23 protein-coding genes are annotated in these 18635 nt (G+C 64.6%); 17 read left to right on the top strand and 6 right to left on the bottom strand.

The window, feature by feature from the left end:
- Nucleotides 1-415: 415 nt before the first annotated feature.
- The 9 genes from coxB to AX729_RS10745 all read left to right on the top strand — a co-directional run bounded on the left by coxB (nucleotide 416) and on the right by AX729_RS10745 (nucleotide 7613).
- Nucleotides 416-1270: a cytochrome c oxidase subunit II gene (coxB, locus tag AX729_RS10785; RefSeq protein ID WP_061022769.1), complete on the top strand. Its 855-nt coding sequence runs from the start codon at nucleotides 416-418 to the stop codon at nucleotides 1268-1270.
- An 86-nt stretch (nucleotides 1271-1356) separates the two neighbouring features.
- A complete protein-coding gene (gene ctaD / locus AX729_RS10780) occupies nucleotides 1357-2982 on the top strand; it encodes a cytochrome c oxidase subunit I (RefSeq protein ID WP_061022766.1) in 1626 nt (541 codons plus the stop codon).
- Nucleotides 2983-3042: 60 nt separating this feature from the next.
- Nucleotides 3043-3987 (top strand): heme o synthase, encoded by a 945-nt coding sequence (locus AX729_RS10775; RefSeq protein WP_061022764.1) that lies wholly within the window; start codon nucleotides 3043-3045, stop codon nucleotides 3985-3987.
- A gap of 7 nt (nucleotides 3988-3994) precedes the next feature.
- Nucleotides 3995-4159: a cytochrome c oxidase system small membrane protein gene (locus AX729_RS10770; RefSeq protein ID WP_061022762.1), complete on the top strand. Its 165-nt coding sequence runs from the start codon at nucleotides 3995-3997 to the stop codon at nucleotides 4157-4159.
- A 5-nt stretch (nucleotides 4160-4164) separates the two neighbouring features.
- Nucleotides 4165-4809, top strand: coding sequence for a cytochrome c oxidase assembly protein (locus AX729_RS10765; protein ID WP_061022760.1), 645 nt, complete (start codon nucleotides 4165-4167; stop codon nucleotides 4807-4809).
- Nucleotides 4810-4885: 76 nt separating this feature from the next.
- On the top strand, nucleotides 4886-5782 hold the full coding sequence (locus AX729_RS10760) for a cytochrome c oxidase subunit 3 (protein ID WP_061022758.1): 897 nt from the start codon (nucleotides 4886-4888) through the stop codon (nucleotides 5780-5782).
- A 97-nt stretch (nucleotides 5783-5879) separates the two neighbouring features.
- Nucleotides 5880-6281, top strand: a complete 402-nt coding sequence (locus AX729_RS10755) for a DUF983 domain-containing protein (protein WP_061022757.1) — start codon at nucleotides 5880-5882, stop codon at nucleotides 6279-6281.
- Complete coding sequence (locus AX729_RS10750) at nucleotides 6278-7030, top strand: SURF1 family protein (protein ID WP_061022755.1); 753 nt, start codon at nucleotides 6278-6280, stop codon at nucleotides 7028-7030. The genes AX729_RS10755 and AX729_RS10750 overlap by 4 nt, the downstream gene beginning before the upstream one ends.
- A 217-nt stretch (nucleotides 7031-7247) precedes the next feature.
- Nucleotides 7248-7613 (top strand): nuclear transport factor 2 family protein, encoded by a 366-nt coding sequence (locus AX729_RS10745; protein ID WP_061022753.1) that lies wholly within the window; start codon nucleotides 7248-7250, stop codon nucleotides 7611-7613.
- A gap of 74 nt (nucleotides 7614-7687) precedes the next feature.
- Here AX729_RS10745 and AX729_RS10740 read toward each other — a convergent pair whose 3' ends face one another.
- Nucleotides 7688-9028, bottom strand: coding sequence for an ATP-binding protein (locus AX729_RS10740; protein WP_061022752.1), 1341 nt, complete (start codon nucleotides 9026-9028; stop codon nucleotides 7688-7690).
- An 85-nt stretch (nucleotides 9029-9113) separates the two neighbouring features.
- Between AX729_RS10740 and AX729_RS10735 the strand changes: the two genes are divergently transcribed.
- From AX729_RS10735 to AX729_RS10715, 5 genes are all read left to right on the top strand, one after another.
- Nucleotides 9114-9758 (top strand): response regulator transcription factor, encoded by a 645-nt coding sequence (locus AX729_RS10735; protein ID WP_061022750.1) that lies wholly within the window; start codon nucleotides 9114-9116, stop codon nucleotides 9756-9758.
- Nucleotides 9759-10299: 541 nt separating this feature from the next.
- Nucleotides 10300-11718, top strand: a complete 1419-nt coding sequence (gene thrC, locus AX729_RS10730) for a threonine synthase (protein WP_061022748.1) — start codon at nucleotides 10300-10302, stop codon at nucleotides 11716-11718.
- A complete protein-coding gene (locus AX729_RS10725) occupies nucleotides 11715-13004 on the top strand; it encodes a M16 family metallopeptidase (protein ID WP_061022746.1) in 1290 nt (429 codons plus the stop codon). Before thrC ends, AX729_RS10725 begins: the two co-directional genes overlap by 4 nt.
- A 37-nt stretch (nucleotides 13005-13041) precedes the next feature.
- Nucleotides 13042-13629: a GNAT family N-acetyltransferase gene (locus AX729_RS10720; protein WP_061022744.1), complete on the top strand. Its 588-nt coding sequence runs from the start codon at nucleotides 13042-13044 to the stop codon at nucleotides 13627-13629.
- A 146-nt stretch (nucleotides 13630-13775) separates the two neighbouring features.
- Nucleotides 13776-14426, top strand: coding sequence for a hypothetical protein (locus AX729_RS10715; RefSeq protein WP_061022742.1), 651 nt, complete (start codon nucleotides 13776-13778; stop codon nucleotides 14424-14426).
- A 207-nt stretch (nucleotides 14427-14633) separates the two neighbouring features.
- Here the strand turns inward: AX729_RS10715 and AX729_RS10710 are convergent, their stop codons facing one another.
- From AX729_RS10710 to AX729_RS10690, 5 genes are all read right to left on the bottom strand, one after another.
- Nucleotides 14634-15119: a F0F1 ATP synthase subunit B family protein gene (locus AX729_RS10710; RefSeq protein WP_061022740.1), complete on the bottom strand. Its 486-nt coding sequence runs from the start codon at nucleotides 15117-15119 to the stop codon at nucleotides 14634-14636.
- Nucleotides 15120-15124: 5 nt separating this feature from the next.
- The gene (locus tag AX729_RS10705; protein ID WP_061022737.1) at nucleotides 15125-15685 is read right to left on the bottom strand and encodes a F0F1 ATP synthase subunit B family protein; all 561 of its coding nucleotides are present in this window, start codon (nucleotides 15683-15685) and stop codon (nucleotides 15125-15127) included.
- A 60-nt stretch (nucleotides 15686-15745) separates the two neighbouring features.
- Complete coding sequence (locus AX729_RS10700; protein ID WP_008541273.1) at nucleotides 15746-15976, bottom strand: F0F1 ATP synthase subunit C; 231 nt, start codon at nucleotides 15974-15976, stop codon at nucleotides 15746-15748.
- Between the two features lie 52 nt (nucleotides 15977-16028).
- Nucleotides 16029-16778 (bottom strand): F0F1 ATP synthase subunit A, encoded by a 750-nt coding sequence (locus AX729_RS10695; RefSeq protein ID WP_061022735.1) that lies wholly within the window; start codon nucleotides 16776-16778, stop codon nucleotides 16029-16031.
- A gap of 104 nt (nucleotides 16779-16882) precedes the next feature.
- Nucleotides 16883-17257, bottom strand: a complete 375-nt coding sequence (locus tag AX729_RS10690) for an AtpZ/AtpI family protein (RefSeq protein ID WP_061022733.1) — start codon at nucleotides 17255-17257, stop codon at nucleotides 16883-16885.
- A 75-nt stretch (nucleotides 17258-17332) separates the two neighbouring features.
- Between AX729_RS10690 and AX729_RS40435 the strand changes: the two genes are divergently transcribed.
- From AX729_RS40435 to AX729_RS10680, 3 genes are read left to right on the top strand one after another with little or no spacing between them, the layout of a single operon-like run.
- Nucleotides 17333-17575, top strand: a complete 243-nt coding sequence (locus AX729_RS40435) for a hypothetical protein (protein WP_197433574.1) — start codon at nucleotides 17333-17335, stop codon at nucleotides 17573-17575.
- A gap of 42 nt (nucleotides 17576-17617) precedes the next feature.
- Entirely contained in the window at nucleotides 17618-18133 is a 516-nt protein-coding gene (locus AX729_RS10685) for a hypothetical protein (RefSeq protein WP_061022731.1), read from the top strand.
- A gap of 8 nt (nucleotides 18134-18141) precedes the next feature.
- On the top strand, nucleotides 18142-18615 hold the full coding sequence (locus tag AX729_RS10680; RefSeq protein WP_061022729.1) for a secondary thiamine-phosphate synthase enzyme YjbQ: 474 nt from the start codon (nucleotides 18142-18144) through the stop codon (nucleotides 18613-18615).
- Nucleotides 18616-18635: the final 20 nt, after the last annotated feature.

Below are 18635 nucleotides of genomic sequence, written 5' to 3'. Positions count from 1 at the left end.
ACACCTGGCGGACTGATACGGGAATGACGGCGTCTTGAAGGCAATTCCCAAGCAAATTCCGCGCCGCCGAGCGTCGCCACCGCACGCGCGAATCAGGCTTCTGCGCGGCTGTCTGCCAGTGCCTAACGCGGGCAATTCCGCTGTCAAGCCGCAGCATGCCGGGAAACGGTATTCTTGTCTGATCTTGCTGGGAAATATCTTGCCGGTGATGCTTGGCAGATGAGGCCCAAGACTGCATTGCGATAGATCAAGAATTATGGTTTGAGAGGCTTGATTTCGCGTTCTAGCGATCTGGCCCCAATTCCTCTTAGAGGTATTCTTGCGTGGCGGTTTGTCGGACTGGCGGATCGAATAAGCATTCCCCGCGAGCAGGGGAATGCACGTGGGGTGATTTCGTTAGGGGAGCGCGAACGGCATGAGGATGTCGATGGGTCGGATGGGCCGGCAGTTGCTGGGATTGGCCATCATCGCCGTGGTGGCGGCTGGCGTCATGCTGGCGACGGGTGGTGCGGCGTTCGCCGAGCTTGGGCAGCCGGCGCCGTGGGAGTGGACGCTGCAGCAGTCCGGTTCCCCGGTGATGGACAACATCGTCTGGTTCCACAATTTCCTGTTCGTGCTGATCACCCTGATCACGCTGTTCGTCTTGGCGCTGCTCGTGATCGTGGTCATCAAGTTCAATGCGAAGGCCAATCCGGTGCCGTCGCGGACCACCCACAACACCCTGATCGAGGTGGCCTGGACGCTGGTGCCGGTGCTGATCCTGGTCGGCATCTCGGTGCCGTCGTTCCGGCTCCTGTTCCTTGAGCTCGACATTCCGAAGGCTGACCTGACCGTCAAGGCGACGGGCAAGCAGTGGTATTGGTCCTATGCCTATCCCGACAACGGCAAGTTCGAGTTCGACTCGCTGATGGCCCAGGACAAGCAGCCCCGCCTGCTCGGCGTCGACAACGAGATGGTGGTGCCGGTCAACAAGGTGATTCGGGTCCAGACCACGGGCGCGGACGTCATTCACGCCTTCGCGCTGCCGGCTTTCGGCGTCAAGATCGACGCCATTCCGGGCCGGTTGAACGAGACCTGGTTTAAGGCCACCAAGACCGGCATGTATTACGGCCAGTGCTCGGAATTGTGCGGCAAGGATCACGCCTTCATGCCGATCGCGATCCGCGTGGTCGACGACCAGGAGTTCGCCTCCTGGGTCGAGGCGGCGAAGAAGAAATATGCGAGCGGCGGCACCAGCACCTACGCCTCCGCGGCCGGCTCGACGCAGTAGGCGTCGGGTCCACGGCTTGAGGGACTGACAGCGATAAAGGGCGGGACCTTCACGGGTCCGAATGGGACGCAAGGCAGGATTTGAAAATGGCAACGAGCGCAGCGGCACACGGCGATCACGCGCAGGCCCACGGACATGACGAGCACGCCCATCCGACCGGATGGCGGCGCTACGTCTATTCGACCAACCACAAGGACATCGGCACGATGTACCTGATCTTCGCGGTCGTCGCCGGCGTCATCGGCGCCGCGATGTCGATCGCGATCCGTGCCGAGCTGATGTACCCGGGCGTGCAGATCTTCCACGAGGCGCACACCTACAACGTGTTCGTGACCTCTCACGGCCTGATCATGATCTTCTTCATGGTCATGCCCGCGATGATCGGCGGCTTCGGCAACTGGTTCGTGCCCCTGATGATCGGCGCGCCCGACATGGCGTTCCCGCGCATGAACAACATCTCGTTCTGGCTGCTGCCGGCGTCCTTCGCGCTGCTCCTGATGTCGACCTTCGTCGAGGGCGAGCCGGGCGCCAACGGCGTCGGCGCCGGCTGGACCATGTACGTGCCGCTGTCGAGTTCCGGCCATCCGGGCCCGGCCGTCGACTTCGCGATCCTGTCGCTGCATCTGGCGGGCGCTTCCTCGATCCTCGGTGCCATCAACTTCATCACCACCATCTTCAACATGCGCGCGCCGGGCATGACCCTGCACAAGATGCCGCTGTTCGTGTGGTCGATCCTGGTGACGGTATTCCTGCTGCTGTTGTCGCTGCCGGTGCTCGCCGGTGCGATCACCATGCTGCTCACCGACCGCAATTTCGGCACCACGTTCTTCGCCCCCGACGGCGGCGGCGATCCCGTGCTGTTCCAGCATCTGTTCTGGTTCTTCGGTCACCCCGAGGTGTACATCCTGATCCTGCCCGGCTTCGGCATGATCAGCCAGATCGTCTCGACCTTCTCGCGCAAGCCGGTGTTCGGCTATCTCGGCATGGCCTACGCCATGGTCGCGATCGGCGGCATCGGCTTCGTGGTGTGGGCGCACCACATGTACACGGTCGGCATGTCCTCGGCGACGCAGGCCTATTTCGTCGCGGCCACGATGGTCATCGCCGTTCCGACCGGCGTGAAGATCTTCTCCTGGGTCGCCACGATGTGGGGCGGCTCGATCGAATTCCGCGCCCCGATGATCTGGGCGGTGGGCTTCATCTTCCTGTTCACGATCGGCGGCGTCACCGGCGTCGTGCTGGCCAACGCGGGTGTCGATCGCGTGCTCCAGGAGACCTACTACGTCGTCGCGCACTTCCACTACGTGCTGTCGCTCGGTGCCGTGTTCGCGATCTTCGCCGGCTGGTACTACTGGTTCCCGAAGATGTCGGGCTACATGTACAATGAGGGGATCGCCAAGCTGCACTTCTGGGTCACCTTCGTCGGCGTCAACCTGGTGTTCTTCCCGCAGCACTTCCTCGGTCTGTCGGGCATGCCGCGCCGCTACATCGACTATCCCGATGCCTTCGCGGGCTGGAACCTGGTCTCGTCGTTCGGCTCCTACATCTCCGGCTTCGGCGTGCTGATCTTCCTCTACGGCGTGCTCGATGCGTTCATGAAGAAGGTGCCGGCTGGCGACAACCCCTGGGGTGCCGGCGCAACCACGCTGGAGTGGACGCTGTCCTCGCCGCCGCCCTTCCACCAGTTCGAAGTGCTGCCCCGCGTGCAGTGATCGATCTCCGCGGCGCCCGTGACGGGCGCCGCGGCGCTATAACGAAGTGAGTGAGATTAAGTGTCCGTCCTCGACCAGAACGCCATCGACATCACCCCCCGCATCTCCGAGGCGGAGGTTGGCGACTATCTCGCGCTGCTCAAGCCGCGGGTGATGTCGCTGGTGATCTTCACCGCGCTGGTCGGGATGGCGATGGCGCCGGGACACTTCCACCCAGTGCTCGCGATCACCTCGCTGCTCTGCATCGCGGTCGGTGCCGGCGCCTCCGGGGCGCTCAACATGGCGCTCGAAGGCGACATCGACGCGAAGATGTCGCGCACGGCGAACCGGCCGATCCCGCGCGGCCGCATCACCCGTTCCGAGGCCATGGCGTTCGGCATGACGCTCGCCTTCTTCTCGGTGATGACGCTCGGCATCCTCGTCAACTGGATCGCCGGCGCGCTGCTCGCCTTCACCATCTTCTTCTACGTCGTGATCTACACGATGGGCCTGAAGCGCTGGACCGCGCAGAACATCGTGATCGGCGGCGCGGCCGGCGCGCTGCCGCCGGTGGTGGCCTGGGCTGCGGTGACGGGCACGGTCGACGTCGAGCCGCTGCTGCTGTTCGCCATCATCTTCTTCTGGACCCCGCCGCATTTCTGGGCGCTGGCGCTGTTCCGATCCGACGACTACGCGCGCGCGGGCATTCCGATGCTGCCCAACGTCGCCGGTCCCGACGCGACCCGCCTCCAGATCCTGCTCTACACCATCGTGCTGATCGCGGTCGCCGCCGCGCCCTGGGCGCTGGGCTATTTCGATGCCGTCTACGGCGTCGTCTCGCTGATCCTCGGCGCCGGCATGCTGGTGCTCGCGATCAACGTCTACGTGCGCCGCGAACGCAGCCAGTCGCTGCGCGCCACCCGCAAGCTGTTTGCCTTCTCGATCCTGTATCTGTTCGCGCTGTTCGCGACCTTGCTGGCCGAGGTCGTATTCCCGGTGCTTGCTCGCATGGCAGGGGGCGCATGATCACGAGATGGCAGACAAACGCGAGCCAGATGGAATCGTCCTCACCGAGGCGCAGCAGAGGAGCCGTCGTCAGCGTTCGATCGCGATCGCGCTCGCGCTCGGCGTGCTCGTGGTGCTGTTCTTCGCCGTCACCATGGTCAAGGGGCCGGCAGTTCTAGTGCGGCCGATGTAGGAAAGATGGGTCACGAGCCGACCATAACGCGGGATCAGAGCCGGACGGCCGTCAAAGGCCGTTTCGGTGGGCTTGGCCGCGACGCGCTGGTCGCCTCGATCTGCGGTGGCGTGGTCGCGCTGATGGTCGGTGCCTCCTATGCGGCGGTGCCGTTCTACAACTGGTTCTGCCGCGCCACCGGCTTCAACGGCACGACCCAGGTCGCGACCTCCGCGCCGGCGACCGGCCCGATCGCGCGGAAGATCTCGGTGCGCTTCGATTCCAACGTCGCGCCGGGCCTGCCCTGGAAGTTCGAGCCGGAGCAGAGCGAGATCGAGGTCAATGTCGGCCAGGTCGTGACTGTCTTCTATACCGTGACCAACCAGGCCGCACGTACCACTGCGGGCCAGGCCGCCTACAACGTCGCGCCGCTGACGGTCGGCTCCTACTTCCAGAAGATCAACTGCTTCTGCTTCACCGAGCAGACCATGGCGCCCGGCGAGAAGCGCGAGATGCCGGTCGTGTTCTACGTCGATCCTTCGATCGCGGAGGACCACGAGAATGACGGGCTCAATACGATTACGCTGTCCTACACGTTCTATGCGGTGCGCGATCCCGTAGTGAAGCCGCTCGCCGCCAGCGAGGACGACAAACGCAAGGGAAATCTCTGACCGCCGGGCTCGCGATCAAGCGGTTGGAACAAGGGGATAAGTGCCTGACAGGCACGGGATTGAGGAGAGAGACGGAATGGCTACGGCGCACACCAAGCATCACGACTATCACCTGGTCGATCCGTCTCCCTGGCCGGCCGTGGGCTCGCTTTCGGCTTTCATCATGGCGGTCGGCGCGATCGCCTGGATGCACCACATGTTCTCCGCGGCGCCGATCGTGTTCGGCGTCGGCACCGTGGGTGTGCTCTACACCATGGCGAGCTGGTGGGGCGACGTGATCAAGGAAGCTCAGTACAAGGGCGACCACACCCGCGTCGTGCAGCTGCATCACCGCTACGGCATGATCCTGTTCATCGCCTCCGAAGTGATGTTCTTCGTCGCCTGGTTCTGGGCCTATTTCAACGCGGCGCTGTTCCCGGCCGACGCCGTCCAAGCCACCCGCGATGCGGTGTTCGGCTGCGGCCTCGGCACCCAGGCCGGCGCCTGTGCGGTTCCCGGCACCTGGCCGCCGAAGGGCATCGAGACCTTCGATCCCTGGCACCTGCCGCTCCTCAACACGCTCATCCTGCTGACGTCAGGCACCACCGTGACCTGGGCGCACCATGCGCTGCTCGAGAACGACCGCCAGGGCCTGAAGTACGGCCTGATCCTCACCGTCGTGCTGGGCGCGCTCTTCACCTGCGTGCAGGCCTATGAGTACAGCCACGCGGCGTTCTCCTTCGCCGGCAACGTCTACGGCGCCACCTTCTTCATGGCGACCGGCTTCCATGGTTTCCACGTGCTGGTCGGCACCATCTTCCTGCTGGTCTGCCTGATCCGCGCCTATGCCGGCCACTTCACGCCGAAGCAGCATCTCGGGTTCGAGTTCGCCGCCTGGTACTGGCACTTCGTCGACGTGGTCTGGCTGTTCCTGTTCCTCTGCATCTACGTCTGGGGACACGGCGCCGCGACCATGGCCCACGGCGCGCACTGATCAGCATTTAACCGACCAGAAAGGGCGGCCGCAGGGCCGCCCTTTCGCTTTCCGGCCGCCGCATGCTTCGGCGGAAACTGTGATAGGGTCCTTCCTGATGAACGACAGCGCCGCCCCATCCGAGCCCGAAACGACCGTCATGCAGAGCGCGCTGCGCGGGCTTGCCTGCAAATGCCCGCGCTGCGGCCAGGGCAAGCTCTATGCGGGCTTCCTGACGCTCGCGCCCCGCTGCGACCGCTGCGGCCTCGACTACGCCTTCATCGATACCGGCGACGGTCCTGCGATCTTCATCATCATGCTGGCCGGCGCCATCGTGGTCGGCTGCGCGCTCGTCGTCGAGGTCAAGTACCAGCCGCCGTTCTGGCTGCATGCGGCGCTGTGGCTGCCGCTGATCCTCGCCACCACGCTGTTGCCGCTGCGTGCGATGAAGTCGCTGCTGATCGCGCTGCAGTTCCACCACAAGGCGGCGCCGGGCCGGTTGGTCGATCGCCCGAAATGAGCGAGCCCGCGCGCAAGGGCCGCGTGGCCGGCTTCGCGCTGTTCACGCTGTTCCTGACGGCTGTGTTCGTCGCGCTCGGTGTCTGGCAGTTACAGCGCCGGACAGCCAAGCACGAGCTGATTGCGGCGCTCACGGAACGGCTTGCGGCCGCGCCGGTGGCGCTGCCGCCGTCCGCGCAATGGGCTGCGCTCAATCCCGCCCGCGATGAATTCCGCCGCGTCAGTTTCACCGCCACCTACGCCGACCTGCTCGATGCGATGGTCTATTCCTCCGGTTCCGCTGTACGCAAGGACGCCTCAGGCCCGGGCACCTGGGCCTTCCTGCCGGCGCGGCTTCCCGGCGGCGAGACGGTGGTGATCGATGCCGGCTTCGTCGAGAACACGATGCAGGACCGCGCCGTCGAGGATCGTGCGGTGAAGAAGCTCGTCACGGGCCAGCCGGTTGCGCTCACCGGCTATCTGCGCTTTCCCGAGGCGCGGAACTGGATGACGCCAGCGGAGAATCGCGACAAGCGGCTCTGGTTCGTGCGCGATCATCTGGCGATCGCAAGCGCGCTGGGCTGGGGCGCGGTTGCGCCGTTCTATGTCGACCTCGAGCAGCCCGCGCCCGCGAATGGGGTTCCGCGCCCGGGGCCCCTCGACGTGAATCTGAAGGACGACCACCTGCAATATGCCGTGACCTGGTTCACGCTCGCAGGTGCCGTGCTGATCGCCTTCGCCGTATGGGCAAGGGGCCGGCCGCAGAGCTGAACTCATCCGAAGATGGCTCGAGGGGACCCGGTATCGCCCGGGGTTTATTCTTCAGCGGATATTCACGAGTGTGGTCCTCATGCGCGATACGACCAGGAGAATCGTCATCGCACTTCAGGGTGTTGTTCAAGCAAGATCTTTTCGGAAAGCCGCTGCGCACTTTTCGGGATCATGCATTGAGCCGCCGGCATTTTTCCGGGGCAGACAGGATTGCGACGTGAGCGATTTCGACCAGATGGGAATTGTCGTCGATTGGGTGGACGCCTGCCGGAAGGGCGACCTCCCGGCACTGCTCGACCTCTATGCGGACGATGCGCAGCTCGAATGCACGTGCAACGGCATGCAGCGGTATCGCGGCCGCAGCGAGATCGCGGCTTATTGGCAGCCGCGGCTCGGCGCCTTCTCGTCGGCCGGTTTCGGGCTGGAGGATATCCATCCCGCGCCCCCGGGCGTCGATCTCGAATATTCCGTCGCCGGGGCGCTGCGCATTCGTGCCTCGTTTCGCTTCAACCCCGAAGGCAAGATCCGCAGCACGGTGTGCGAGCCGGCGCGGCAGAATGCGCATGGCGTATGCGTATGCTGAAGCGCGCAGCAACTTGCATGAATCGTCGTCGCGCCTCGGGTCTTAAACGCTGCGCACCTTTTGCGGATCGTGCTTTAGCCTGTTGACGCCCCGTCCCGCGGCGTCTCGATCGGAAGGCGGCAGCGTACATGGGTTCGCTCATCCACCCGCAACAGGGACAGCGATCCGTTGAGCGCGCGCACGCGCTCATGCATGCCGGTCAGGCCCCGGCCGAAGACGTTGCCCGCGGGAAAGCCGCCGCCGTCGTCGGAGATCTCGATGTCGAGCGTCTCGCCGGCGACGGTCGCCTGCACATGGGCGTTGCCGGCCTTGGCATGGCGCAGCACGTTGGTCAGGGCCTCCTGGATCACTCGATACACGGTCTGGGCCAACGGCCCTTTGATCACGTTCAGATCGGCACCGATCGTGTCCGTCAGCATGATATGCGGAGCCTGCTTGCGAAAGGTCTGGAGCAGCGTCTGCACGCTGGTCGAAAGGCCCAGTTCCTCGATATAAAGCGGCCGCAGTCGGTCGAGAATACGACGGTTGGTCTGCTGGAGCGCCTCGACGGATTGCATCAGGTCCTGTGCCGAATTGCCGAAATTTCCTGAAGGCGGTGAGGCCTCAACCAGCGCGATCGTGCCTGCGCGGATGCTGAACAGCAGCGGTCCAAGTTCGTCGTGCAGTTCGCGGGCGAGATCGCGCCGCTCGTCGTCCTGGAGCGACAGCAAACGGCGCATCAGGTCCCGATTATCCTGACTCAATTGCGCCAGCGTTGCGGCCAACGCATTGGCCTCCTCGCAGCTTCGCCGGATTTCCGGCGGACCCCTGAGCGGAATCGGCCTGGTATAGTCGCCTCGTCGTATGCGCGTGAGTCCATGGCCGAGGTCCTGCAGGGGGCGCAGTGCAGATCCCGCCAAGGCGTAGGCAATCGTGCCGGTAAGGACCATCAACACGGCGACCAGGCCGGTGAGCGCAAGGAAGCCGATCCACTTCTCGAACAGATCGGCCGACATGTCCGGCAGGAATACGATATCGCCGATACGTCTGCCGTCGATCATCACCGGGGATGCCGCGTCCATGTCGGGCACGGCGAGAAGGTCGATGAACCATTGCGGCACGCCATGCGGGTTGCGCGGGCCGTCCTTCGTCGAAGGCGCAGGACCCGTTTCCAGCGCGCGGAATTGGATATCCGAGGAGGTGTCCAAAGAATGGACAAAGGCGTCGAGCGTCTGCCGTGGATTGTCCGATGCGCGAAGGGTGTCGTTGAGCGCGGCGGCGAGGGCCGCCGTCGAGCGCCGTCTCGGCTCGATCTCTTCCGCCAATTGTCCAACTGCAAAAATTTGAAGCAACACGCCGCCCAGGACCAGCGCCGTCAGAAAGCTGGCGCCGAGGGGCAGAAACAGTTGCGCCCTGAACGAGAGTCGTTGCCACATTAGGTCAATTCTAACGCGCATCGACGGATTTTGCTCTTTCCATTTATTCCCGCCGGTCTATGAGTCGGAAAACGAGAGAGCGCGCATGCAAGATACCGCCAAGCCGGCGACCAAGGTGCTGATCGTCGACGACCATCCCGTGGTGCTGTCGGGGTGCCGCACCCTGTTCGCTTCCGACCATTCAATTCGCATCGACGAAGCGACCGACGCCAAATCCGGGCATCGCGCCTATGTCAGCAAGCGGCCCGACGTCACCGTGATCGACATCAGCCTGCCCGACGTCTCAGGCTTCGAGCTGATGCGACGCATCCGCAAGGACGACCCCGACGCCAAGATCATCATGTTCAGCATGAACGACGATCCGGCTTTCGTGGTGCGGGCAGTCGAGCTGGGGGCGCAGGGCTATGTCTCCAAGGGCGATGATCCCAGGATCCTGCTGAAGGCGGTGCGCAAGGTGGTCGCGGGCGACAATTTCATCTCGCCGCAGCTGGCAGAAGCCGTGACGTTTTCCGGCGCCGCGATCAAGGCCAATCCGGCCTCGCAGATGACGCCGCGGGAGCTCGAGATTCTCCGCCTGCTTGGACGCGGCGACAAGATCGTCGAGGTCGCCGAGGCGCTCGGCATCTCCTACAAGACCGTCGCCAACACCACGTCCCTGCTCAAGCAGAAGCTTGGCGCCAAGAACCACTCCGACCTGATCCGGATCGCGGTGGAAATCGGGATGAACTGACCCAGCGACCGAACCGGCTGCTCCCAGGATACAGCGGTTCGGTCGCAGGATGGCGCCGCCGTTGGCCGGGCAATGCATGGACAACGGGCTGACACCATCCGCAATCACAATGGGCCGGGGCTGCATTCGTTCCCGATGTCAGGTCAACGTTCGGGAAAAAGCGGTATTTGCGGCTAAAGACTCGCCATACAGAATTTGCGAAGGTCCGAAGACGGTCGGGAAAAACAGGAACATTTTTCGGCGCGCGCTGTTTTGGCCCTTGACGATTTCGTGACAGGCGACGAAAGCTTGCGAGAGCAGTTTTGACGGGGGCGGACCCCGACGAGGCAAACCGGTCTGCACACAACGACAGACCTTCCAAGAGAAGGGCTGCGGCAACGCCGCAGCCCTTTTTCATTGGGCGAGAGTGAATCGGAAGCGGTTTCCCGATGCCGCAAAACACTCTATGGTGCCCCAAAGCCTCTGGCTGTTGACAAGTAATTTCGTGAAATCAAAGGCTTAAAGGGACGAGCTGCGGCTCGGCCGGCCTTTGGAGGGCAGTTTGACTCGTTATATCTCGACCCGGGGCGAGGCCCCCGAACTCGGCTTCTGCGACGTGATGCTGACGGGGCTTGCCCGCGACGGTGGCCTCTATGTGCCGGCGACCTGGCCTCAGCTCCCGACCGAGACGATCGCCGGCTTCTTCGGCCGCCCCTATTGGGAGGTCGCGGTCGACGTGATCCGCCCCTTTGCGGGCGGGGAGATCTCGGACGCCGAGCTCGGCCGCATGGCCAACGAGGCCTATGCCACCTTCCGTCATCCCGCGGTGGTGCCGCTGCGCCAGATGTCGCCGCACCAGTTCGTGCTGGAGCTGTTCCACGGTCCGACGCTCGCCTTCAAGGACGTGGCGATGCAGCTGATCTCGCGGCTGATGGACCATGTGCTCGCCAAGCGCGGCCAGCGCACCACCATCGTGGTCGCCACGTCCGGCGATACCGGCGGCGCCGCGGTCGAAGCCTTTGCGGGCCTCGAAAATGTGGACCTCATCGTGCTGTTTCCGCACGGCCGCATCTCCGAGGTGCAGCGGCGGATGATGACGTCGACGGGCGCGGCCAACGTCCATGCGCTCGCGATCGAGGGCACCTTCGACGATTGCCAGGCGCTCGTGAAGGGCATGTTCAACAACCACCGCTTCCGCGATGCGACCGCGCTGTCCGGCGTCAATTCCATCAACTGGGCGCGCATCGTCGCCCAGGTGGTCTACTATTTCACGTCGGCCGTTGCCGTCGGCGCGCCGGCGCGCGCGGTCGATTTCGTCGTGCCGACGGGCAATTTCGGCGACATCTTCGCCGGCTATGTTGCCAAGCGCATGGGGCTGCCGGTGCGGACCCTGCGCATCGCCGCCAACGTCAACGACATCCTGGCGCGCACGCTGAAGACCGGAATCTACGAGGTGCGCGAGGTGCACGCGACGGCGTCGCCGTCGATGGACATCCAGATCTCGTCCAATTTCGAGCGGTTGCTGTTCGAGGCCGGGCGACGCGATGCGGCCGGCGTTCGCCGTCTGATGGAGTCGCTGAAGCAGTCCGGACGTTTCGTGCTGCCCGATGCGACGCTCGCCGCGATCCGCGAGGAATTCGATGCCGGGCGCGCCGACGAGACCGAGACCGCGGCGGCGATCCGCGCCGCCTGGCGCGAAGCAGGCGAGCTGGTCGATCCCCATACGGCAGTGGCGCTCGCGGTCGCGGACCGCGACACCCCCGATACGAGGGTGCCGAGCATCGTGCTTTCCACCGCCCATCCGGCCAAATTCCCCGACGCTGTCGAGGCGGCCTGCGGCCAGCGGCCGCAACTGCCGGCCTGGCTGGACGGCTTGATGACCAAATCCGAACACATGAGGGTGATGAAGAACGAACAGGCCGAGGTCGAGCGGTTCGTGCTGTCGGTCAGCCGCGCCGCAAAGCAAGGAGTTGCCGGATGAGCGTCGAGATGTCCAAGCTTGCCTCCGGCCTCACCGTCGTCACCGACGAGATGCCCCATCTCGAAACCGCGGCGCTCGGCGTCTGGGCCGGCGTCGGCGGACGCGACGAAAAGCCCAACGAGCACGGCATCTCGCATCTGCTCGAGCACATGGCGTTCAAGGGCACAACGAAGCGCTCGTCGCGCGAGATCGTCGAGGAGATCGAGGCGGTCGGCGGCGACCTCAACGCCGGCACCTCGACCGAGACCACGTCCTATTACGCGCGGGTGCTGAGGGCCGACGTGCCGCTCGCGCTCGACGTGCTCGCCGACATCCTGGCCAATCCGGCCTTCGAGCCCGACGAGCTGGAGCGCGAGAAGAACGTCATCGTGCAGGAGATCGGGGCCGCGCAGGATACGCCCGACGACGTCGTGTTCGAGCATCTGAACGAAATCTGCTATCCCGACCAGCCGATGGGCCGTTCCCTGCTCGGCACGGCCAAGACGCTGCGCGCCTTCAACCGCGACATGCTGCGCGGCTATCTGTCGACGCATTATCGCGGGCCCGACATGGTGGTGGCGGCGGCCGGCGCGGTCGACCACAAGCAGGTGGTCGCCGAGGTCGAGAAGCGCTTTGCGAGCTTCGAGGGGACGCCGGGGCCGAAGCCGCAGACCGCTCAGTTCGGCAAGGGCGGCACCAAGGTGGTGCATCGCGAGCTCGAGCAGGCGCATCTGACGCTGGCGCTCGAAGGGGTGCCGCAGACCGACCTGTCCCTGTTCTCGCTCCAGGTCTTCACGAACATCCTCGGGGGCGGAATGTCGTCGCGGCTGTTCCAGGAGGTGCGCGAGAAGCGCGGCCTCTGTTACTCGATCTACACCTTCCACGCGCCCTACACGGACACCGGGTTCTTCGGCCTCTACACCGGCACCGATCCCGCCGATGCGCCGGAGATGATGGAGGTCGTGGTCGACATCATGAATGATTCGGTGGAGACGCTCACCGAGGCGGAGATCGCCAGGGCCAAGGCGCAGATGAAGGCGGGCCTCCTGATGGCGCTGGAGAGCTGCTCCTCCCGCGCCGAGCAGCTGGCCCGGCATGTCCTCGCCTACGGGCGGCCGCAGACGGCGCAGGAACTGGTGGCCCGGATCGATGCGGTCAGCATCGAATCGACCAGGGACGCGGCGCGTGCGCTGCTGTCGCGGAGCAGGCCCGCCGTTGTCGCATTGGGCAGCGGCAGGGGTCTGGACACGGCGGTATCTTTCGCGGAAGGTTTGACCCGGGCGCGCGCCAAGGCGCGGCTGCATTAGGAGCCGCCCAAGGGCGGCCGCCCCCGGAAGCATCACCATGGCTCTCTTTCGCCTGCCATCCAGTGGACCCGCCGCCCTCGCGCCGCGCGGCAACGGGCTGCTGCTGCGCGCGCCGCAAATGTCGGACTTCCTGCAATGGGCCCATCTGCGCGAAACCAGCCGCGACTATCTCACGCCCTGGGAGCCGATCTGGCCGTCCGACGATCTCACCCGGTCCGGCTTTCGCCGTCGCCTGCGCCGCTATTCCGAGGACATTGCCGCGGATCGCTCCTATCCCTTCCTGATCTTCCGTGAGCTCGACGGTGCCCTGGTCGGCGGCATCACGCTGGCCAACGTTCGGCGCGGCATCGTGCAGGCCGGCACCATCGGCTATTGGGTCGGGCAGCCTCATGCCCATCGCGGCTACATGACGGCAGCGCTGCGGGTGCTGCTGCCGACGCTGTTCGGCGAGCTCAATCTGCACCGGGTCGAGGCGGCGTGCATCCCGACCAATGCGCCGTCGATCCGGGTGCTGGAGAAGTGCGGCTTCTCACGCGAGGGGCTGGCGCGCCGATATCTCTGCATCAACGGGGTCTGGCAGGACCATCTGCTGTTCGGCCTGCTGCATGAAGATTTCCGCGGCTGAGCATTTCGCACCTCCAAAGTCTTGATGGTCCCGCCTTGTTTGAGTCCTGTTCGCTTGCCTTGGGTTCGCCGGTTTTGGCGATATAAGGGCGCGAGGCCGGCCGGTGGATCGGCCGGATGTCGTGTCGTGATGGAGTATGGGTGTCGATGGTGAAGGAGCTTCGGTCAACGCGGCATGCGTTGCGGCGAGGAACGGCGGTGGCGCTGGCGCTGTCGGTTGCGCTCGCTTCCGTCTCGCCGGTGGCGGCCCAGTCCTTGAGCGACCGCTTCAAGAGCCTGTTCGGCGGCAAGCCGGACGAGCCGGCCCAGCCAACGCCGGCACCTGCGCCCGGCCAGGCGGCCGATGACGAGGTCGATTGCCCGCAGGTCACGGTGCGCTCCGGCGCCTCCACCTATGCGGTCGGTGCCAACGGCAAGCAGGCCGTCGGTAATGACATCCGCTTTCAGGCCACGATCACCAAGATGGCACGCGAATGCGCCCGGAACGGCGGCGACATCGCCGCCCGCATCGGTATCCAGGGCCGCGTCATCGCCGGCCCCGCCGGTGCGCCTGCTACGGTCGACGTCCCGTTGCGCGTCGCGGTCGTGCAGGGGGGCGTCGGCGAGAAGGTGATCGCCTCGAAGGCCTACCGGACCACGGTCGAGATGTCGGGAAGCGGCAGCGTGCCCTTCACCTTCGTTGCCGAGGATCTGGCCTATCCCGTGCCGTCCGCCGCCGTCGCCGATTCCTACATCTTCTATGTCGGCTTCGATCCGCAGGCGCTCTCGCCCGAGCCGAAGGGACGGAAGAAGAAGTAGGTGAGGTGTTGCGGCAATCTCAGCTGTCATTGCCCGCGAAGGCGGGCAATCCAGTATTCCAGAGGCCGCGGTGCTTGAACCGAGAAGCCTCGGCGTACTGGATCACCCGCCTTCGCGGGCGATGACACCCAGTTTGCGGCTGCAGATCGACCAACAAAAAAGCCGGCGCTCATCGCGCCGGCTTTTTGATTGGTGCAGGCAGAAATCTCAGTTCAGCTTCTGCCTGACTTCGTTGATGCCCTTGGCGAGCAGTTCGTCGGCGACCTGGCCCTTGACCGACCTCGACAGGATCGCAGAGGCGGCCTGGACGGCGGCTTCCGCGGCGGCGGCGCGGACGTCGGCCAGCGCCTGGGCCTCGGCAAGCGCGATCTTGCCTTCCGCGGTCTTGGTGCGGCGGGCGACGAAGTCTTCCATCTTGGCCTTGGCCTCGGCCGCGATGCGCTCGGCTTCGGCGTTCGCGTTGGCGATGATGTCGGCAGCCTCGCGTTCAGCCGATGCACTGCGCGCCTTGTAGTCGGCGAGCACCTTGGCTGCCTCCTGCTTGAGGCGCGCTGCCTCGTCCAGCTCGGCCCGGATGCGAGCGGCCCGATGATCCAGCGCCGACATCGTCGTCTTGAACACCCCGAAATAGCCGAAGATCACCATCAGGATCACGAAGGCGACGGCGACCCAAAACTCAGGTGTGAAGAACATCTCGACTAACCCTTCAAGGACGCGTCAACGGCGGCATTGACCGACGAAGCATCCGGAACGATGCCCGTGAGCTGCTGCACGATGGTGCCGGCCGCATCGGCCGCGATGCCGCGCACGTTGCTCATGGCGGCCGTGCGGGTCGAGGCGATAGTCTTCTCGGCCTCGGCGAGCTTGGCGGCCAGTTGCTCTTCCAGCGCCTTGCGTTCGGCTTCCGCCTGCGCATTCGCCTTCTCGCGGGATTCGTTGCCGATCGCCTGTGCACGCGTGCGCGCCGACGCGAGCTCGCCTTCATAGGCCTTTAGCGCCGCCTCGGACTGATCCTTCAGCTTCTGCGCTTCGGCGAGATCGCCCTCGATCTTGTTCTGACGCGCCTCGATCGCACCGCCGACATGCGGCAGTGCGAACCGGGAGACGATCAGATACAGCGCGACGAAGGCGATCGCGAGCGACACCAGTTGCGAAGCAAAGGTGCTGCTGTCGAACGGCGGAAAGCCACCGCCGTGGTGACCGCCATCGGCCTCCGTGTGAGCGCCGGTACCCTTGGCGCCGCCATGACTTTCAGCCATGGAGTTCTCCTGTTGCTGTCAGACGCGCCGCCTCCCACCAGGAAGCGGCGCGAAACGCGTTCAGAGCGGGACGAACAGCAGCAGCAGAGCGATCAGCAGCGAGAAGATGCCGAGCGCTTCAGTCACGGCGAAGCCGAAAATCAGGTTGCCGAACTGGCCCTGAGCAGCTGCCGGGTTGCGCATGGCTGCAGACAGATAGTTGCCGAAGATGAAGGCCACGCCGATGCCGGCACCGCCCATGCCGATGCACGCGATGCCCGCGCCGAGAAATTTCGCTGCTTGCGGATCCATTTTTGACTCCTTCGAAGAAAGACAGGTGTGGGTGGAAAAGCACCCGGATCACTCAGTGTCCAGGGTGAATGGCGTCGTTGAGGTAGATACAGGTCAAGATCGCAAACACATAGGCTTGCAGGAACGCGACCAGCAGTTCGAGCGCGGTGAGCGCGACGGCAAGCGCCAGCGGCATGACCCCGCCGATCCAGCCGACCACGCCAAGAGAGGCACCGAGCATGGCGACGAAGCCGGCGAACACCTTCAGCGCGATGTGGCCGGCCAGCATGTTCGCAAACAGTCGAACGCTGTGCGAGACCGGTCGCAGGAAGAACGACAGCACCTCGATCGCCATGACCAGCGGCAGGATGTAGCCCGGAACGCCGGAGGGCACGAACACTTTCAGGAACTTCAGGCCGTTCTTGTAGAGGCCGTAGATCAGGACCGTGAAGAACACCAGCAGCGCAAGCGCCGCGGTAACGATGAGGTGGCTCGTAACCGTGAACGTGTAGGGCACGATGCCTACGAGGTTCGAGACGCAGATGAACATGAACAGTGAGAAGATCAGCGGGAAGAACCGCATGCCGTCCGAGCCGGCGGTGCTCCGGATCATGCTGGCCACGAACTCATAGGAGAGTTCGGCCACCGATTGCAGGCGCCCCGGAACGAGCTGCCTGCCGCTCGTGAGCATGAGCAGCGAAATGATCCCGACCGCCACGAACATGTAGAGAGAGGCATTGGTGAAGGCGATCGTGTGATCGCCGATACGGCCGATCGTGAAGAGCGGTTCGACGTTGAACTGGTGGATCGGGTCGATTTTCATCCGCGCGCCATCTCTCGTCTGCCGGACAAGCCGACCAGTCAAGGTCGGTCGGCCGGCCGTGCCGGCGAGGCCGGTACGATCATTCATCTCCTGGCGAATCGGCCTTACGAACCACCGCGCCTGTTTCGACCCGCGCCCGCCGTTCTCACCACGTTCACCACGCCGGCGACGAAGCCCAGCAACAGGAACACGATAAACCCGAAAGGCGACGTCGACAGCAAGCGGTCGAAACCCCAGCCAATCCCCGCTCCGACAGCGACGCCGGCGATCAACTCCGAAGATAACCGGAAACCAAGCGCCATCGCCGAGGCTCTGGCCGCTCCGTCCCCTTCGTCACCTGCGGGTTGCTCGGTCCTGTTCCGACGGTCGCGAAATTCCGACAACCGCTGATCAAGACTTCCGAGCCGCTCGGAAAGCGCGGCTTCCTCGGGCGATCTCTCGCGACCTCCATCCTCGCCGTGTCCCGTGCCCTGTGTCATGCAACGAAGACCCGAAACGCTGCGGCTGAATGGAAATTGCGCCCGTCACCCTCAAAAGCCGCGCGGACCATACTGATGGCCCATAATCAAGTCAAGCCAAGTCACGATTGCGTCGATTTCGTATATCTATCTGATTTAATTGATATTATTGGCGCGTGCGACGGCGCTGCGCACAGCGTGACGCCGCACCGCAGCAGGTCGGCTCACGATCGGCGGATGCAGCTGTGCTTTCGCGGAGCTGCCTGGATCAAAGAAGCCATCGCGTTCGTTGATTTCGCAGGCGGGTTTTTGGCGGCGGATCGCCCGATCGGGGTGTAGAATTGCACGGAAGCCGCTAGCAGCGCCGCGGCGGAGAGGGCGATGAGACCAGCAACGTCATCCACAACATCATGGCTTGCCGCAGCTGCCGCGGTGATGATCGTCAGCGGTGGCCTCGTGGCTGCGCAATCCGCGCCCGACGGCGAAAATGGCCGCTACAGCATGACGCCCATCCCCGAGGGCGTGCTGCGGCTCGACACGCGCACCGGCACGGTATCGACCTGCAACAAGAACGGCGCCGGCTGGGCCTGCTACGCGGTGCCCGACGAGCGGACCGCCCTCGACGCCGAGATCGGCAGGCTCCAGGCCGAGGTCGAGAGGCTGAAGGGACAGCTTGCGGCGGGGCCGACGGTGTCGGGCAAGACCGACGAGGCGCTGCCGAAATCGGACCCGTTGAAGAAAGCGGAGCCCAAGGTCGCCGAAGGCGAGCGCAAGATCGAGATCCCGCTGCCGAGCGACCAGGACGTCGACCGCGTGATGTCGTTCCTGGAAAGGGCCTGGCGGCGGCTGATCGACATGGCCAACCGCGTCCAGAAGGACGTGTCGGGGAAGATCTGAGAGCTCGAATGAGGCCTGAGAAACCACTGACGCGTTCAGCGCCATCGACCGTGCAGGTCCAGGCCATCAGTACCGCCGTGTTGACGGTGCCGACGCCCGGGCGAGACTTCATCGATCTCACCGCGGAAGCGGCGAAGTTCATCAAGGACGTGCACGCGTGCGACGGCGCGTTGACGCTGTTCGTTCGACACACCTCGGCCTCGCTGACGATCCAGGAGAATGCCGATCCTTCCGTGCTCGTCGACCTCGCCACGGCGCTGTGCCGGCTCGCGCCGGAGAACGGCGGGTGGACGCACGACACCGAGGGGCCCGACGACATGCCCGCGCACATCAAGACCATGCTGACGCAGGCTTCGCTTCATGTGCCTGTCCTGAACGGGAAACTTGCGCTCGGCACCTGGCAGGCGATCTATCTGATCGAGCATCGCAGCCGCCCGCACCGGCGCGAGGTGGTGCTGCAATTCGTCGGCAGCAATCAGTAAGCGCACAAAACAAAACCGGC

This window comes from Bradyrhizobium sp. CCH5-F6 (assembly GCF_001556045.1).
Classification (GTDB): Bacteria; Pseudomonadota; Alphaproteobacteria; order Rhizobiales; family Xanthobacteraceae; genus Bradyrhizobium.
Note: the sequence above shows the minus strand (reverse complement) of the source record. Positions and strands in the feature narration are given on the sequence as shown.

What these genes read in the sequence shown, in the direction of transcription:
- AX729_RS10735 (WP_061022750.1), top strand. Translation starts at nt 9,114, where the DNA reads ATGCAAGATACCGCCAAGCCGGCGACCAAGGTGCTGATCGTCGACGAC.
- AX729_RS10770 (WP_061022762.1), top strand. Translation starts at nt 3,995, where the DNA reads ATGGCAGACAAACGCGAGCCAGATGGAATCGTCCTCACCGAGGCGCAG.
- AX729_RS10720 (WP_061022744.1), top strand. Translation starts at nt 13,042, where the DNA reads ATGGCTCTCTTTCGCCTGCCATCCAGTGGACCCGCCGCCCTCGCGCCG.
- AX729_RS40435 (WP_197433574.1), top strand. Translation starts at nt 17,333, where the DNA reads ATGGCCCATAATCAAGTCAAGCCAAGTCACGATTGCGTCGATTTCGTA.
- AX729_RS10765 (WP_061022760.1), top strand. Translation starts at nt 4,165, where the DNA reads ATGGGTCACGAGCCGACCATAACGCGGGATCAGAGCCGGACGGCCGTC.
- AX729_RS10710 (WP_061022740.1), bottom strand. Translation starts at nt 15,119, where the DNA reads ATGTTCTTCACACCTGAGTTTTGGGTCGCCGTCGCCTTCGTGATCCTG.
- AX729_RS10690 (WP_061022733.1), bottom strand. Translation starts at nt 17,257, where the DNA reads ATGACACAGGGCACGGGACACGGCGAGGATGGAGGTCGCGAGAGATCG.
- AX729_RS10740 (WP_061022752.1), bottom strand. Translation starts at nt 9,028, where the DNA reads ATGTGGCAACGACTCTCGTTCAGGGCGCAACTGTTTCTGCCCCTCGGC.
- AX729_RS10705 (WP_061022737.1), bottom strand. Translation starts at nt 15,685, where the DNA reads ATGGCTGAAAGTCATGGCGGCGCCAAGGGTACCGGCGCTCACACGGAG.
- AX729_RS10755 (WP_061022757.1), top strand. Translation starts at nt 5,880, where the DNA reads ATGAACGACAGCGCCGCCCCATCCGAGCCCGAAACGACCGTCATGCAG.
- AX729_RS10750 (WP_061022755.1), top strand. Translation starts at nt 6,278, where the DNA reads ATGAGCGAGCCCGCGCGCAAGGGCCGCGTGGCCGGCTTCGCGCTGTTC.
- coxB (WP_061022769.1), top strand. Translation starts at nt 416, where the DNA reads ATGAGGATGTCGATGGGTCGGATGGGCCGGCAGTTGCTGGGATTGGCC.
- AX729_RS10725 (WP_061022746.1), top strand. Translation starts at nt 11,715, where the DNA reads ATGAGCGTCGAGATGTCCAAGCTTGCCTCCGGCCTCACCGTCGTCACC.
- ctaD (WP_061022766.1), top strand. Translation starts at nt 1,357, where the DNA reads ATGGCAACGAGCGCAGCGGCACACGGCGATCACGCGCAGGCCCACGGA.
- AX729_RS10760 (WP_061022758.1), top strand. Translation starts at nt 4,886, where the DNA reads ATGGCTACGGCGCACACCAAGCATCACGACTATCACCTGGTCGATCCG.
- AX729_RS10700 (WP_008541273.1), bottom strand. Translation starts at nt 15,976, where the DNA reads ATGGATCCGCAAGCAGCGAAATTTCTCGGCGCGGGCATCGCGTGCATC.
- AX729_RS10680 (WP_061022729.1), top strand. Translation starts at nt 18,142, where the DNA reads ATGAGGCCTGAGAAACCACTGACGCGTTCAGCGCCATCGACCGTGCAG.
- AX729_RS10695 (WP_061022735.1), bottom strand. Translation starts at nt 16,778, where the DNA reads ATGAAAATCGACCCGATCCACCAGTTCAACGTCGAACCGCTCTTCACG.
- AX729_RS10685 (WP_061022731.1), top strand. Translation starts at nt 17,618, where the DNA reads ATGAGACCAGCAACGTCATCCACAACATCATGGCTTGCCGCAGCTGCC.
- AX729_RS10715 (WP_061022742.1), top strand. Translation starts at nt 13,776, where the DNA reads ATGGTGAAGGAGCTTCGGTCAACGCGGCATGCGTTGCGGCGAGGAACG.